Source organism: Kribbella sp. NPDC051952, from assembly GCF_040680855.1.
GTDB lineage: Bacteria > Actinomycetota > Actinomycetes > Propionibacteriales > Kribbellaceae > Kribbella.
The window spans coordinates 16,300-31,582 of sequence record NZ_JBFAXQ010000003.1; the positions used below are offsets into that span (position 1 = coordinate 16,300).

At 67.1% G+C, this 15,283-nt stretch carries 15 protein-coding genes and 1 riboswitch; of the genes, 8 read left to right on the plus strand and 7 right to left on the minus strand.

Annotation, left to right across the window (positions count from 1 at the left end; all coding sequences use genetic code 11):
- Positions 1-78: 78 nt before the first annotated feature.
- The 5 genes from AB0L70_RS07150 to AB0L70_RS07170 are packed head-to-tail and all read right to left on the minus strand — an operon-like array spanning position 79 to position 4,764.
- Entirely contained in the window at positions 79-825 is a 747-nt protein-coding gene (locus AB0L70_RS07150) for a sugar phosphate isomerase/epimerase (protein WP_363680963.1), read from the minus strand.
- 12 nt (positions 826-837) lie between these two features.
- Positions 838-1,653 (minus strand): sugar phosphate isomerase/epimerase, encoded by an 816-nt coding sequence (locus AB0L70_RS07155; protein ID WP_363680965.1) that lies wholly within the window; start codon positions 1,651-1,653, stop codon positions 838-840.
- Positions 1,650-2,858: a dihydrodipicolinate synthase family protein gene (locus AB0L70_RS07160; RefSeq protein ID WP_363680967.1), complete on the minus strand. Its 1,209-nt coding sequence runs from the start codon at positions 2,856-2,858 to the stop codon at positions 1,650-1,652. Before AB0L70_RS07160 ends, AB0L70_RS07155 begins: the two co-directional genes overlap by 4 nt.
- Complete coding sequence (locus tag AB0L70_RS07165) at positions 2,855-4,018, minus strand: Gfo/Idh/MocA family oxidoreductase (RefSeq protein WP_363680969.1); 1,164 nt, start codon at positions 4,016-4,018, stop codon at positions 2,855-2,857. Before AB0L70_RS07165 ends, AB0L70_RS07160 begins: the two co-directional genes overlap by 4 nt.
- Before the next feature lie 11 nt (positions 4,019-4,029).
- Positions 4,030-4,764, minus strand: coding sequence for a cupin domain-containing protein (locus tag AB0L70_RS07170; RefSeq protein ID WP_363680971.1), 735 nt, complete (start codon positions 4,762-4,764; stop codon positions 4,030-4,032).
- A gap of 587 nt (positions 4,765-5,351) precedes the next feature.
- Between AB0L70_RS07170 and AB0L70_RS07175 the strand changes: the two genes are divergently transcribed.
- Positions 5,352-6,047 carry a hypothetical protein gene (locus tag AB0L70_RS07175; protein ID WP_363680973.1) on the plus strand — a complete coding sequence of 232 codons (696 nt, stop codon included), beginning with the start codon at positions 5,352-5,354 and terminating at the stop codon, positions 6,045-6,047.
- Here the strand turns inward: AB0L70_RS07175 and AB0L70_RS07180 are convergent.
- Positions 6,034-7,431, minus strand: coding sequence for an FGGY family carbohydrate kinase (locus AB0L70_RS07180; protein WP_363680975.1), 1,398 nt, complete (start codon positions 7,429-7,431; stop codon positions 6,034-6,036). The two genes, AB0L70_RS07175 and AB0L70_RS07180, sit on opposite strands and share 14 nt — an antisense overlap.
- A gap of 123 nt (positions 7,432-7,554) precedes the next feature.
- Here AB0L70_RS07180 and AB0L70_RS07185 point away from each other — a divergent pair, with 123 nt between their 5' ends.
- From AB0L70_RS07185 to AB0L70_RS07215, 7 genes are read left to right on the plus strand one after another with little or no spacing between them, the layout of a single operon-like run.
- Positions 7,555-8,448 carry a nucleoside hydrolase gene (locus tag AB0L70_RS07185; RefSeq protein WP_363680978.1) on the plus strand — a complete coding sequence of 298 codons (894 nt, stop codon included), beginning with the start codon at positions 7,555-7,557 and terminating at the stop codon, positions 8,446-8,448.
- On the plus strand, positions 8,445-9,743 hold the full coding sequence (locus tag AB0L70_RS07190; protein WP_363680980.1) for an extracellular solute-binding protein: 1,299 nt from the start codon (positions 8,445-8,447) through the stop codon (positions 9,741-9,743). Before AB0L70_RS07185 ends, AB0L70_RS07190 begins: the two co-directional genes overlap by 4 nt.
- 6 nt (positions 9,744-9,749) lie before the next feature.
- Entirely contained in the window at positions 9,750-10,661 is a 912-nt protein-coding gene (locus AB0L70_RS07195; protein WP_363680982.1) for a sugar ABC transporter permease, read from the plus strand.
- The gene (locus AB0L70_RS07200; RefSeq protein WP_363680984.1) at positions 10,658-11,554 is read left to right on the plus strand and encodes a carbohydrate ABC transporter permease; all 897 of its coding nucleotides are present in this window, start codon (positions 10,658-10,660) and stop codon (positions 11,552-11,554) included. Before AB0L70_RS07195 ends, AB0L70_RS07200 begins: the two co-directional genes overlap by 4 nt.
- A 21-nt stretch (positions 11,555-11,575) precedes the next feature.
- A complete protein-coding gene (locus tag AB0L70_RS07205; RefSeq protein WP_363680987.1) occupies positions 11,576-12,571 on the plus strand; it encodes a sugar phosphate isomerase/epimerase family protein in 996 nt (331 codons plus the stop codon).
- Entirely contained in the window at positions 12,568-13,479 is a 912-nt protein-coding gene (locus tag AB0L70_RS07210; RefSeq protein WP_363680989.1) for a transketolase, read from the plus strand. Before AB0L70_RS07205 ends, AB0L70_RS07210 begins: the two co-directional genes overlap by 4 nt.
- Entirely contained in the window at positions 13,476-14,444 is a 969-nt protein-coding gene (locus AB0L70_RS07215) for a transketolase family protein (protein ID WP_363680991.1), read from the plus strand. Before AB0L70_RS07210 ends, AB0L70_RS07215 begins: the two co-directional genes overlap by 4 nt.
- Here the strand turns inward: AB0L70_RS07215 and ribB are convergent.
- Positions 14,428-15,042, minus strand: a complete 615-nt coding sequence (gene ribB / locus AB0L70_RS07220) for a 3,4-dihydroxy-2-butanone-4-phosphate synthase (RefSeq protein WP_363680993.1) — start codon at positions 15,040-15,042, stop codon at positions 14,428-14,430. The two genes, AB0L70_RS07215 and ribB, sit on opposite strands and share 17 nt — an antisense overlap.
- A 100-nt stretch (positions 15,043-15,142) precedes the next feature.
- A riboswitch (FMN riboswitch) is annotated at positions 15,143-15,276 on the minus strand.
- Positions 15,277-15,283: the final 7 nt, after the last annotated feature.

The following is a 15,283-nucleotide window of genomic DNA, read 5'->3' on the forward strand; positions in this document are numbered from 1 at the left end:
ATCGAGAATAGGCCGATCTCACCCGGCGTGAGCACCTGTGACGAAATCTGACCCGGTTAAGCGTTTGTCAAGGCGCGATCAGTACTGGATCTCGGTCAGCCCGCGGTAGCTCCGCTCGGCCGACTTCCACGCGTCGCCCGGCTTGTCGTGCTCGACCAGCCACTGCTCGACCCCGCCCTTGGAGGCGTGCTGGAACATCGCGCCGAAGTCGAGCTTGCCCGCGCCGACGTCCTCCCACGAGCCGTCCGCGGCCATGTCCTTCACGTGCAGCGCCGGGAACCGGCCGGGGTGCTCCTGGAAGTACTTCGCCGGGTCCTGGCCACCCTCGACGGCCCAGTACAGGTCGAATTCGAAGCCGAGCAGCTCCGGATCCACCTCGAGCAGGATGTCGAACCGGATCTGCCCGTCCTCCTCGGTGAAGTCGTGTCCGTGGTTGTGGAACAGCAGCTTCAGCCCGGCATCACGGGCGGCCTTGCCGGCCTCGGTGAACGCGGCTGCCGCCGTACGGAAGCCCTCCACCGACCGCAGCTCCGCCGGAACCGACGGTACGACGATCCACTTGCCGCCGAGCGTCTTCACGTCGGCCAGCGCGCCGGCCCAGTCGTCGGTCATCCGGTTGTAGCCGACGTGCTCGAGCACGATCGACAGCCCGGCGTCATCGGCGAACGACCTGATCTCCGCGGCGGAGTGGTCGAACCGCCCACTCACCCCGATCGTGCGATATCCGATCCCGGCGAGCCGCTTCAGCGTCCCCGGATAGTCCTCGGCCAGCACCTCGCGCATGGTGTAGAGGTGCATTCCAATCCCGTCGGCGGGAATGTTCATACAGGCAACTCCTCAGATGACGTGTTCTTCGTACCGCGAGAGCGCCAGGTCGAAGACCTCCTGGCCCGGTGCGTCCCACAGCGTCTGGTTGAAGATCTCGACCTCGATCGGACCGTCGTACCCGGCCGCGTCACAGGCCTCGCGCAGCTTGCGGAGCTCGATCGAGCCATCGCCCATCATTCCGCGCCCGAGCAGCATGTCCGCCGGCAGCGGCACCACCCAGTCGCTGACCTGGTACGACAGGATCCGCTCGCCGGCGCGGTCGATCTGCCGATAGACGTCCGCGTCCCACCACAGGTGATAGGCATCGACGATCACGCCCACCTGCGACGCCGGGAACTGCTCCGCGAGCTCAAGAGCACCGGCCAGCGACGACACCACACACCGGTCCGAGCAGAACATCGGATGCAACGCCTCGACCGCGAGCTTCACCCCCCGTTCCTGCGCGTACGGCGCCAGTTCGGCGAGGCCGTCGCGGACCATCGACCGGGCGCCTTCGAGATCACGCGAGCCGGGCGGGAGCCCGCCGCTGACGAGCACCAGTACGGACGTCCCGAGCGTCGCGGCCTCGTCGATCGCGCGGCGGTTGTCCTCGATCTTCGCGGCTCGTTCGGCCGGATCGGTCGAGGTGAAGAATCCACTCCGGCACAGCGATGAGACCTTCAGGCCCGCGTCCGCAACCAGGCGGGCGGACCGCTCGACGCCGTACTCCTGGATCGGCTCGCGCCACAGGCCTATCCAGGACAGGTCGGCCTTGGCGCTGGCTGCGACGACGTCCTCGAGCGGCCAGTACTTGGTCGTTGCCTGGTTCAAGCTGTAGCGGTTCACGCGTCGACTCCGCCGACCCGCAAAAGTTGCTGGAACCGGGACACCGCGAGCTCGGGATTTGTCAGTACGCCGGCTTGATCGGCGAGGCGGAAGGTGTCAGCCAGGTGTGGGAGTGAGCGTCCGGTCTGGAGTCCGCCGACCATTGAGAAGCCGGGCTGGTAGCCGTTCAGCCAAGCCAGGAAGGCGATTCCGGTCTTGTAGTAGTACGTCGGGGCCGAGAAGATCTGGCGGGCCAGGGGGACGGTTGGTGCGAAGACGCGGTCGTAGGTGTCGAGGTCGCCGTCGTCGAGGGCCTCCAAGGCGGCTGCGGCGGCTGGGGCGATTGCGGCGAAGATGCCTAGGAGGGCGTCGCTGTGGCGGTTGTCGTCGCCCTTGATCAGCGCGGGATAGTTGAAGTCGTCACCGGTGTAGAGGCGGACGCCCTCGGGGAGGCGGTTGCGCAGGGCAACTTCACGAGCGTCGTCGAGGAGTGAGACCTTGATGCCGTCGACCTTGGCGGTGTTGTCGTTGATGAGGTCAACGACCACATCAGCTGCGGTGTCGAGCGAGTCGCTGCCCCAGTAGCCGTCGAGTGCGGGGTCGAACATCGACCCCAGCCAGTGCAAGATGACCGGTCGGGTGGATTGACTCAACAGCCGGTCGTACACCTTGCGGTAGTCGTCGGGGGACTCGGCCGCCGCGCAGAGAGCCCGGCTGGCCATCAAGATCGGTTGAGCCCCAACCTCCTCAGCCAACGCAAGCTGTTCTTCGTACGCCCCAACCACCGCATCCAAGGAACCGTGGTCAGGGGAAGGAGAGGGGGTCCGGGGGGAGGAAGGGGTGGAGCCCGCGGTGGGTCGTCCTGTGGTGGTGAGCTGGTCTGTGCCCACCCCGACTGCGATCCTGCCGTCGGGGGCTTCGGCTGCTGAGCGGCGGATCAGCTCTTGGGTGGCGGCCCAGTCGAGGCCCATGCCGCGTTGGGCGGTGTCCATTGCCTCGGCTACCGACAAGCCCAACGACCACAGGTGCCGACGGAACTCCAGCGTGTGTTCCCAGTCGATGACCGCGGGTGCGCCCGGCGAATTGTCGGCCAGTGGATCGGCGACAACGTGTGCGGCGGCGAAGGCCAACCGGGAGCTCGACGGCGCATACGTGCCTTGGGCAACCGGTTCACCGACCAGCTGATATGTCTCCAGCTTGCCGTCCAGTGGAAGTTTCAGCTTCACAGCTGACCTCCGAGGTCGAGCTCGGGTACCTCCAGCTTGCGGCCCTCGCGCCACGACTGCAGACCCAGCTCGGCGAGCTGAACACCCTTCGCCGCCTCGAGGAAGTCCCACGTGAACGGCGCATCGTCGACGACGTGCCGCAGGAACATCTCCCACTGCACCTTGAACCCGTTGTCGAACACCTCGTTGTCCGGCACCGTCGCCCACTGGTCGCGGAACTTCTCCGTCGCCGGCAGATCCGGGTTCCACACCGGCTTCGGCGTCGCGGACCGGTGTTGCGCCCGGCAGTTCCGCAGCCCGGCGACGGCCGACCCCTCGGTCCCGTCGACGTGGAACTCGACCAGCTCGTCCCGGAAGACCCGCGTCGCCCACGACGAGTTCATCTGCGCGACGATCCCGCCCTCCAGTTCGAACACGCCGTACGCCGCGTCGTCCGCGGTGGCGGCGTACTCGTTGCCTTGTTCATCGACCCGGGTCGGGATGTGGGTCGCGCCCTGGCAGTAGACCGACTTGACCTGGCCGAACGTCTGGTCGAGCACGTACCGCCAGTGGCAGAACATGTCGAGGATGATGCCGCCACCCTCTTCGGACTTGTAGTTCCAGGACGGCCGCTGCGCTTCCTGCCAGTCGCCCTCGAAGACCCAGTAGCCGAAGTCGCCGCGGACCGAGATGATCCGGCCGAAGAACCCGCCGTCGACGAGTCGCTTGAGCTTCCGCAGGCCGGGCAGCGAGAGCTTGTCCTGGACGATGCCGTTCTTCAGCCCGGCGTCCCGTACCAGCCGGGCCAGGTCGACCGCGGCCTCGAGGCTCTCGGAGATCGGCTTCTCGCAGTAGATCGCCTTGCCGGCCTCGACCGCGGCGCGGACACCCTTCTCGCGCAGCTGGGTCAGCTGGGAGTCGAAGTAGATCTCGACGTCCGGCTCGGCCAGCGCCTCGGAGAGGTCGGTGGTCCACCGGGTCAGGTCGTACTCCTCGGCGATCCGGCGCAGCTTGAGTTCGTTGCGGCCGACCAGGATCGGTTCGGGGATGATCATCGTGCCGTCGGCGGCGGGCAGGCCGCCCTGCGCGCGGATCGCCACGATGGAACGCTCCAGGTGCTGGCGCAGGCCCATCCGGCCGGTGACGCCGTTCATCACGATGCCGACGCGTCGCTCGTTCACTGTTTTGCCTCTCACGAAGTGATGTCGTAGACGTCGAGGCGACCGCACATACCGTGCCGGCCGAACTCGGTGGGGGCGGGGATTCGATGGAGTTCGGCGGTCTGGAGGTGTGGCGCCGTACCGGCTTCGAGGGCGTCCAGCGCGGCGCCGGTTTCGTCGGCGAGGCGGCGGGCGCCCTGCTCCCAACGCTTCCGCCAGTCCGCCAGCTGTGGCTGCACGATCCGGACTGCCGCGGCGTAGAAGTCGTCCAGGGCTGACGGGCCGGTCGATTCGTACTGTTCACGCAGTACGGCGAAGCCGTCGAGTGCGAGGTTGCGCCGGGTCATCGCCGACTGGGTCCTGGCCGCATCTCCGCCGGTGAGTGCGGTCGCCTTGAGGTAGGTCTCCCGGTCGGTGAGGTGCTCCGGCGGGAGCGTCAGTACGGCGTCGCCTGCTTCGGGGAGACCGGAGTTCGACATCAGGGCGAGGATCTGGAGGCCGCCATGGTTGACCAGGCGGTGGATCGTGCCGGGGTCGAACCAGAGCACGGTGCCGGGCTGTAGTGGGGTCTCGGTGAAGCCGCTCGGGTTGAGGGTCTGGACTGCGCCGGAGCCGCCGATCACGTAGTAGCCCTCGGAGCAGGCCAGGTGGACGTGGGGCGATCCGCCGGCCAGGCCGTCGGGGGCTTCGACGTCGTACACCGTCAGCAACGAGACGCCGATGCCGCCGGGCAGAGCCACGGCGGTGCCCGGCTCGTACTCGCACATGACGTTCTCCCTCGTTGTAAGCCTGGGAAAGGGCTTTCCGTAGCTTGTGGTCGCAACCTTAGGTGGGCGGATTCCACGAGTCAACCTGTAACGGAAAGCGATCTCCGTCCACATCCGGTCACCCCCACCCGGACGCCGGTTGCAAGGAGGAAAGGGAACAAGGAAGAACAAAGAACAGGAGTGGGGAGGGGCCCACATCCGGTCGGGGACGGGCCGGCGTATGGGGACGAGGACGCGGCGACGGGCGAGGTGCTGGGTGGTGAGGTGCGGGGGCGGGGCGGGGTGTTGGGAGGTGGGGAGGGTGGTTGCTGGGGCTGGGGCGTGGGGTTGTTGGGGTGGTTGGGGTGGGGCTGGTTAGAGCCGGCTAATGGGGAAACGGGGGAACCAGGGGGTAGGAGCTTCCGTCGTAGGCGTCGACAGGACACCCGCCCTCCGGTTTGTGCCGGAATCTTGTGGAGGTAGTTATGGCTCAGCGGTTCAGTAGGCGGCAGGTGCTGATGCTTGGGGGTGGGGCGTTGGCTGGGGTTGCGTCGGTTGGGTCTGTGGTTGGGGCTCAAGCCGCGTCGGCGGCTACGGAGTGGTTTCGGTTGCCGATCATCACCGCCAACATCGGGCGGAAGAACCTTCCGGCGCGTGGCCCCGCGATCCAGGCTGTGCGTAGTGGTGACCCGGGGAACCGGCCGTTCGTCGGGTGGCAGGAGATCAGTGAGGGTGACAGCGGCGAGCCGGCGATGATCGCGCAGAGCTTCGGCGGTGCCTACGACAACCAATTCCTGAACGACCCCGGCTCCTACCGCGTGCCGATCTCCGTCCCGACCCCGTGGAAGGTGATCAACTCCAAGCCGACCTTCGTGCACCCCAAGGTCCCCGGCATCTCCCCGCCGCGCTGGATCAACGAGGTCGTCGTCGAGCACAACGCGCACCCGGGGCTGAAGTTCGTCCTGATCAACACCCACTACATCCACGGCGCGTACAACGGTCAGCAGAGCCCGAACCTGCGCGACGAGTACGACCTGCACAAGAAGACCCACCGCGAACGGGTGATGGCCCACCACGACAAGGGTCACCTGGTGATCTGGACCGCGGACACCAACAACCCGGGCTACGACAACGCGACCGGCCAGGACACCGAGCACAAGGTCTTCCCCGAGGGCATCGACCGGATCAACTGGCTGCCCGGCGACGGCTCGGTCCAGCTCGACCTGGTCAACACGAGCGTGGTCCCGATGAACGTCGACGACCACAACGCCCGCGTCGCCATCTTCCGGATCAGGCTGGCCTGACCCGAACGGACGCGACCGCTCCGGCCCACTGAGCCCGGAGCCGGGCCCGCGCGGCGTCGTCGATCCTGGGCTCAAACGTCCGGTACGTACGCCGCGCGGCCCAGCCCGTGGTCACGCCCAACGTGGACCACGCAAGCTCGGCCGCGCCCAGCGCGGACACCTCTGCGACATCGGCAGCCTCCACCGGGTGACCGAGAAGGTCGGCCTGCGTCTGCATCACCAGGTCGGACACAGTCGCACCACCGTCGGCACGCAGACTCTGCGCCCCGCCCGGGATCGTCGAGGTGATGTCGCAGATCTGATGCGCGACGGCATCGACGCACGCCCGTGCGATGTGAGCGCGCGTGGTCGAGCTGCTCATCCCCGTCAACGCCGCGCGCGCCTCGCGATCCCAATGCGGCGCCCCCAACCCAGCAAACGCCGGCACCAGTACGACGCCCTCCGCAGAAGGAACCGTGGCGGCGAGAGCGACAAGCGCACCAACATCAGGCAATCCGAGCAACTCCGCAGTCCAGGCGAGCGCCGCACCCGACGAGACGATGTTCCCCTCCAGCGCGTACAGCGGCCGATCCGTCAGCCACGCCAACGTGCAACCATCCGGTACGAACGCGTCCACCGGAGTCATCACCGACGTCCCGGTCCCGTACGTCGCCTTGACCATCCCGGCCCGCACACACCCTTGCCCATACATCGCCGCATGCGAATCCGCGAGTACGGCGACAATCGGGATCCCGTCACGCAGTCCCGGAACCCCTGCTGTCACGCCGAATCCAGCGTTCGAAGCCCGCACCTCCGGCAAGGCGGACCGCGGCACGTTGAATGCCTCAAGCAACGAAGGCGACCAGTCGAGGTCGAGTACGTCGTAGAGCAACGTACGACCGGCATTCCCGGCGTCGGTCAGGTGCTCACGGCAACCAGTCAGCCGATGGATCAGCCAGGAATCCACTGTGCCAACACGATCCGCGCCGGTCTCCGTGAGTAGCCAGTGCAGTTTCGGAGCCGAGAACATCGCGTCCACCCGCAGCCCGGTCCGCGCCCGGACGAGCTCGTCCACGGTCGAAGGCAACGACGAGCACCACGCGGCGGTCCGTACGTCCTGCCACCCGATCACCGGCCCGACGGCCTCGCCGGCTTGATTCCATCCGACGACTGACTCGCGTTGCGTCGACAAGGCGATCCCCACCACGTCAACGGGACCGGTGGACGCGATCGCCTGCAGCACGCTCTCCCACAGCTTGTCGGCGTCCTGCTCGGCCCAGCCCGGATGTGGCGTCGAGAGGCCGACCGGTGCCGACCCGGTCCCCAGTACGCGGCCGTCCGCACCGACCAGGACGGCCTTGGAATTCGTCGTGCCCTGGTCGATCGCCAGCACCGCTTCGACCATCGAGTTCCCTCCAACTTTCAACCGAGCTCTTGACGGGACTCTAGCCGGGTGGTGACACTCGGGGCGACAGGATATGCATGACTGAATATCTATTCAAAGCGCACAGGAACCGGAGGCCGCAGGGTGAAGCCGAGTAGACGCCGGGTGATCATCAACACGGACGCCAAGAACGAGGCGGACGACCAGTTCGCGATCGTGCACGGGCTGTTGTCGCCGACCTTCGACATCCGCGGCCTGATCGCCGCGCAGTTCGGCACCCGCCGGTCCGACCGGAGCATGGAGGAGTCCCGCGAGGAGATCGACCTGCTGCTGGACCTGATGGACCTGACCGGCAAGGTCCCGGTCGCGAACGGCGCGCCGACCGGCATCCCGGACGAGCAGACCCCGCTCGACTCGCCCGGTGCGCAGCTGATCATCGAGGAGTCGAAGCTGGCCTCGAAGGACGATCCGCTGTACGTCTCGTTCCTCGGGCCGTTGACCGAGATGGCCTCGGCGATCCTGCTCGACCCGGAGATCGTGCACCGGGACGTGATCGTGATCTGGATCGGCGGACGGGGCTACTACGGGCACACGTCGTACCCGGGGATCGAGTTCAACCTGTCGAACGACATCCACGCCGCGAACGTGGTGTTCGGCTCCGGCATCACCGTCTGGCAGGTGCCGAGCGATGTGTACACGAAGGTCTCGGTGAGCTACGCCGAGCTGGACGAGAAGATCGGCGACGCCGGTCCCCTGGGCAAGTACCTGATCGATCAGCTGCACGAGTGGAACGCGACCTGGCACGGGGAGCCGATCGAGTCCCGGTCCCTCGGCGACTCGCCGGCGATCGCCCTGATGCTCTACCCGGCCAGCGGGAACCTCCGCGTCCGGCCGGCGCCCCGGTTCGGCGTCGACGGCTGGTACCTGCCCGGCACGAACAACCCGATCAGTGTGGTCGAACAGGTCGACGTCCGCTTCCTGCTGGAGGACATGTTCGCCAAGATCCGCCGGTTCCACCGGCAAAGGAGTGAGTCATGACGCGTTCCTTCACCCGCCGGGGATTCCTCGGCCTGACGTCCGCCGCGGCAGCCGGTGTCGGTTTGTCCGCGTGCACCGGCGGCGGTGCCTCCACCAGTAGCGGCGGCTCCACCGGCGCGACCACGAACAACCTGCGCCTGTTCACCTACGAGGCCGACGAGACCATCGGCCTGCTGAAGGCGCAGGTGAAGAAGTTCGACGAGCAGAACGGTACGACGACCACGGTCGACAGCCTGCCCGGTTCGGGTGCGGCGGTGTACCCGGACAAGCTGCGCACGGAACTGCTCGGCGGCAAGGGCCCAGATGTCTGGCGGATCTGGGGCGGTCAGATCGGCAGCCCGTTCGCGAAGGCCAAGCAGGCCCTCGACCTGTCGCCGTACTACTCCAAGTACGGCTGGGACTCGAAGATCAACACCGCGGCGATCAGCGGGATGACGTTCGACGGTGTGAAGTCCGGCGTACCGTTCGTCTCGCTCGGGATCGGTGCCTGGTACAACAAGTCGCTGTTCGCCAAGGCCGGCGTGAGCGCGCCGCCCACGACGTACGCCGAGCTGGAAGCGCTGAACGACAAGCTGATCGCGGTCGGTGTGACGCCGGCCGGGCTCGGTGGGAAGTACGGCTGGGACATCATGCGGCTGTTCGAGTACCTGCTCGAGCACACCGCGGGTCCGGAGCTGCACGACAAGCTGCTGACCGGCGACGAGAGCTGGGACCGGCCCGAGGTGGTCGAGGCATTCACGCTGTTCAAGAAGTGGCAGGACAAGAAGTGGCTGCCGCAGGGCGCTCTCGGTCTCGACCCGGCCGATATCGAACCGGCGTACGTCCAGGGCAAGACGGCGTACACGATCACCGGACCGTGGACCGAGGCGGGCGCGATCCTGGCCGCGAAGAAGAGCCCGGCCGCGTTCGGCACCTTCGAGCTGCCGACCGACAAGACCCCGGCCCGGCACTCGGGCTTCGTCGAGGGCTACATGATCAACGCCAAGGCCGGCAACGTCGACAAGGCCGCGGCGCTGATCGACTTCATCGTCCAGCCCGCGACACAGAAGGCCATGCAGGTCAGCGCATCCACGGTCAAGGGTGCCGAGCCCGACCCGAAGACGCTGCCGCTGTCGGCGGAGTGGTCGCAGAAGTACGGCGGCAACCCGTTCTACACGATCCAGGACCAGGCGTTCCCGAAGAAGCAGGCCGACCAGTACTTCAGCGTGCAGAGCGACCTGTTGCAGGGCTCGGTCAAGCCGGAGGAAGCGGCGAAGAAGATGCAGGAGATCGTCTCCACCTGGGCGAAGGGCTGAGCCGCAATGGCGACCGTCGCGCTCACGAAGGCCCCGCCGGGCAAGGTCAAACGCGGTGGCAAGTGGTCACCGTGGCTGTTCGCGCTACCTGCTCTGGTGGTGTACGTCGCGTTCCTGGTGTACCCGGCGGTGTCGTCGCTCTGGTTCAGCCTGACCAACTGGGACGGACTGAGCGCGACGTACAAGTTCGTCGGCCTGGAGAACTACTTCAAGCTGCCGAGTGATCCGGTCGTCGTGACCGCGGTCCGGAACAACCTGATCTGGACCGTGGTGACGATCGCGGTGCCGACCGTGATCGGGCTCGCGCTCGCGATCGCCCTGAACGGGAAGGTGCACGGCAAGCCGATCCTGCGGCTGGTGTTCTACACCCCGGCCGTGCTGCCGCTGGTCTCGATCGCCTCGATCTGGGGCTGGCTCTACAACCCGCAGTACGGCGCGATCAACTCGTTCCTGCGGATCATCGGGCTCGACGGTCTCGCGCAACCGTGGCTCGGGCAGGACTCGACCGCGTTGTGGGCCGTGATGGTGCCCGCGATCTGGTTGCGGACCGGCTTCCCGATGCTGCTCTACCTGGCCGCCCTGCAGGGGATTCCGAACGAGCTCTATGAGGCGGCGACCGTCGACGGTGCGACCAAATGGCAGCAGTTCTGGCACATCACGATGCCGAGCCTGCGACCGGCCCACTACATCGTGCTGGCGCTCTCGCTGATCGACTCGTTCAAGGTCTTCGACATGATCTACGCGATGACGTACGGCGGACCTGGTACGTCGACGCAGGTGATGGGGACGTGGATGTACTTCAACGTCTTCCAGTACTACCAAGCCGGCTACGGCACCGCGATCGCGGTCGTGATCACCCTCGTGGCGGTCGCCGTCGGTATCCCGTACGTACGTTCGCAGACCCGGGAGGCGTCATGACCTCGATAGCGCCCGCTCGGGTTGAGGTCCCGATCGACACCGTCGAAGCCCATCCCGTCGGGGAGAAGCCGAAGAGCCGGCGTGGCCTGGTGATGACGCTGGTCCTGGCGGTGGCGGCGATCTTCTGGATCTCGCCGCTGGCGTTGCTGGTGATCACCGCGATCCGGCCGTTGTCGGACTTCATCGGGAACGGCCCGTTGTCCTGGCCGGACGCGTTCACCTGGTCGAACTTCAAGGACGCCTGGGGGATCGGCAACTTCGCCACCACCTATCGCAACAGCGCGCTGCTGGCCTTGATGAAGGTGCCGCTCGGGGTGCTGGTCTCGGCGATGCTCGGGTTCGCGCTGGCCAAGCTGCGGATGAAGTTCCGCCGTACGGTGATGTTCACGGTGTTCCTGGGGCTGACCATCCCGATCTACATCACGATCGTCCCGGTCTTCATCATGATGCGGTCGTTCGGCGCGACCGACAGCCTGTTCGGGCTGATCGGGCCGTACCTGGCCTTCGGCATCCCGTTCGAGGTCCTGGTGCTGCAGTCGTTCTTCCGGCAGATCCCGGACGAGATCATCGAGGCGGCCCGGGTCGACGGTGCCGGCAACTGGCGGGTGTTCTTCACGATGATCCTGCCGCTGTCGCTGCCGGCCCTGGTGACGGTGGCGATCCTGGACGCGGTCGCGACCTGGAACGAGTTCCTGTTCGCGCTGATCCTGCTCAACTCGGACGCGCACAAGACCATCCCGGTCGGGCTGCTGAACTTCCAGGGCCAGTTCGCCAACAACAACACCGGCCTCGCGGCGGGCATTCTGATTGCCGTGGTGCCGATCCTGATCGCCTACACCCTGCTCCAGCGCTGGATCGTCGGCGGCCTGACCGCCGGTGCCACCAAGGGCTGACCACATATGGAGGAGAACACCATGACCGACCTGCCGGTTTTCGGCGCTGGTATCTGGCACTTCGCGACCTACAAGGACCGCTACGCCACCGACGGCTACGGTCCGCCGGTCGGGCTGCTCGAGCAGATCGACCGGGCCGGCGCGGTCGGCGATCTGTCCGTGGTCGACCTGAACTGGCCGTTCGCCGGGTACGACGGGACCCTCGACGAGGTCAAGGACGCGCTGAAGCGGAACAACCTCACGGCGATCGCGATCACGCCGGAGATCTACACCCGCGACTTCGTCAAGGGATCGCTGACCAACCCGGACCCGAAGGTCCGCCGGCAGGCACTCGAGTTGTTGCACCAGGCAACCGAGCTGGCGAAGGACCTGGGCTGCTCGTACGTGAAGCTCTGGCCCGGCCAGGACGGCTGGGACTATCCGTTCCAGGTCAACTACCACGACATCTGGAACCTGGCGCTGGACGGTTTGAAGGAGCTCGTCTCGGCGCACCCCGACATCAACTTCGTGATCGAGTACAAGCCGCGGGAGCCGCGGGTCAAGATCATCTTTCCGAACGTCGCCCGTACGCTGCTCGGGATCGAGAAGATCGGCCTGCCGAACCTCGGCATCCTGCTCGACTTCGGGCACTCGCTGTACGGCCAGGAGACGCCGGCCGACGCAGCGCAGCTGGCGATCGACTACAACCGGCTGTTCGCGATCGACGTGAACGACAACATGCGCGGCTGGGACGACGACATGGTGGTCGGCTCGGTGCACCTGGTGGAGACCTTCGAGTTCTTCCACACCCTGCGCAAGAACAACTGGGAGGGCGTCTGGCAGCTGGACCAGTTCCCGTTCCGTGAGGACAGTGTCGAGGCCGCGAAGCAGGCGATCCGTTTCCTCAAGGCGATCCACCACGCGCTCGACGTACTGGATGACGAGGCGCTCGCCGCGGCGCAGGCGTCGCACGACGCACTGGCCGCACAGAAGCTGGTGCAGAAGGTCCTGCTGAGTTCGATGGCGGAGCTGGCATGACGCTCACGGTCGAGCACACGACCATGCCCGTGCTCGGGCGGCTGCCGATCCACAGCAGCCGCTCCGAGCAGGTCGCGCACATCGCCGAGGTGGCTCGGCAGATCCGGATCCAGGACCTCAAGCTGGTCCACTACGCCGGTGCCGGGCACATCGGCGGCGACTTCTCCGCGATCGACATCCTCTCGACCTTGTACGGCGCGGTTCTCGACATCTCGCCCGGCACGGTGAACGCGCCGGAGCGGGACCGGTTCATCCTGAGCAAGGGGCACGTGGCCGGGGCGCTCTACACGACGCTGGCCGCGTACGGTTTCCTGCCGGTCGAGGAGCTCGCGACGTTCCTGAAGCCGTTGTCCGCGCTGAACGGGCATCCGAACCGGACCAAGGTGGCCGGCGTCGAGGCCAACACCGGTCCGCTCGGGCACGGGCTGCCGGTCGCGGTCGGGCATGCGCTGTCGGCCAAGCTCGACGTCTCGTTGCGCCGTACGTATGTGCTGGTCGGTGACGGTGAGCTGCAGGAGGGCAGCAACTGGGAAGCGATGATGGCGGCCTCGCAGTACCAGCTGGACCGGTTGACGGTCATCGTCGACCGAAACCGGCTGCAGCAGGGCGCGACCACCAAGGAGACCAACGACCTGGATCCGCTGCCGGAGAAGGCGGCCGCGTTCGGGTTCGCGGTGGTCGAGGTGAACGGTCACGACCATGGCGAGCTGCTCGACGTGCTGTCCGCCGTACCGTTCCGGCCGGGCAAGCCGACGTTCGTCATCGCCCATACGCACAAGGGCCACCCGATCTCGTTCATGAGCAACAACGTCGCGTGGCACCACCGGGTGCCGGACGCGGCGGAGTTCCAGCAGGCGCTGACCGAGCTGGAGGCTGTCGTTCCCGGATACGCCAAGGAGCCGGCATGACCATCGTCCAGACGTCCTCGATCGCCGACCAGCCGCGCTACGACTGCCGGGACGCGTACGTCGAAACCCTGGCCGAGCTCGCGCACGCGGATCACCGGATCGTCGGCGTGGTGAACGACTCGGTCGGATCGAGCAAGCTCAACAGCTTCCGGAAGGCGTTCCCGGACCGGCTGATCAACGTCGGCATCGCCGAGCAGGACATGGTCGGCGTCGCCTCCGGGCTGGCCAACGGCGGCCGGATCCCGTTCGTCTCGGCCGCGTCCTGCTTCCTCACCGCCCGCGCACTCGAGCAGATCAAGGCCGACGTCGCCTACTCCAACACCAACGTGAAGCTCTGCGGCATGAGCCCGGGCGTCGCGTACGGCGAACTCGGTCCGACGCACCACTCGATCGAGGACGTCGCCTGGCTGCGGGCGATCGCGAACATGACCGTGATCGTGCCGGCCGACCCGATCGAGACGGCAGCTGCATTGCGGTGGGCGGCGGCCTCGGACGGGCCGGTCTTCATCCGGGTCAGCCGGATGAGCGTGCCGAAGGTCTACGCCGACGACTACCAGTTCGAGCTGGGCAAGGCGATCACGGTTCGCGACGGCGACGACGTGACGCTGATCAGCAACGGGACCGTGCTGTGGCGGGCGATCGCCGCGGCCGAACGGCTCGCCGAAGAAGGGATCTCGGCCCGGGTCGTGTCGATGCCGACGGTGAAGCCGCTCGACACCGACGCCGTGGTCACGGCCGCGCGGGAGACGGCCGGAATCGTGACCGCCGAGGAGGGCGTCATCGCCGGCGGACTCGGTGGTGCCGTCGCGGAGACCGTCGTACAGCATCATCCGGCCAGGGTGTCGATCCTCGGGTTCCCCGAGTTCGCCCCGACGGGGTCGGCCGGATTCCTGCTGGACCGGTACGGGCTCTCGCCGGACGGCATCGCGGACGCCGCCCGGCGCCTGGTCACGACAGGTACGTGACCAGGTCGGCGATCGAGATCATCGCGAAGTCGTGGGTGTCGGCGAACGCGCGCAGGTCGGCGCCGGTCATCAGGGTGCCGTCGTCGTTCATCAGTTCGCCGATCACCCCGACCGGCGGCAGACCGGCCAGCCGGACGAGTTCGACGGTGGCCTCGGTGTGACCGGGCCGCTGCCGGACCCCGCCGTCGACCGCACGCAACGGGAGGATGTGACCGGGCCGGATCAGGTCCGCGGGCTGTGCCGCCGGGTCGGCCAGGACGCGGACGGTCCGGGCCCGGTCGGCGGCCGAGATACCAGTGCCTACGCCAGTACTCGCGTCGACCGAGATCGTGTACGCGGTCCGCAGGCTGTCCTGGTTGTCCGGGACCATCAGCGGGAGCTCGAGCCGGTCCAGGATCTCCGCCGCGGCGGGTGCGCAGACGTAGCCGCTGGTGTGGCGGACCAGCAGGGCCATCAGTTCGGGCGTGGCCAGACTGGCGGCGAACGTCAGGTCGCCTTCGTTCTCTCGGTCCTCGTCGTCGACGACCACGACCGGTCGCCCGGCGGCGAGCTGGTCGACGGCGTGCTGAATGGTGTCGAGTGTTGTCGCGGTGCTCACGATCGTTGTCCTCTCGGCAGTGCTCTCGTCAGCACTCCGGGGCAACGACAGGCTCCACAGACCGCGCGACATGACAGGTCGCACGGCACCGCGAAGACTGCCACGTGCGTCTTCCCATCCGGACTTTCACCGTCGGTCCCGGAGTTCCACCAGGTCAACCGGACACCCTTGCGGGTGTACGGGTCGCGGACTGTCACCGCCGGCTCGGAATTTCACCGACCCCAGAGCACGTGTGGTCTTG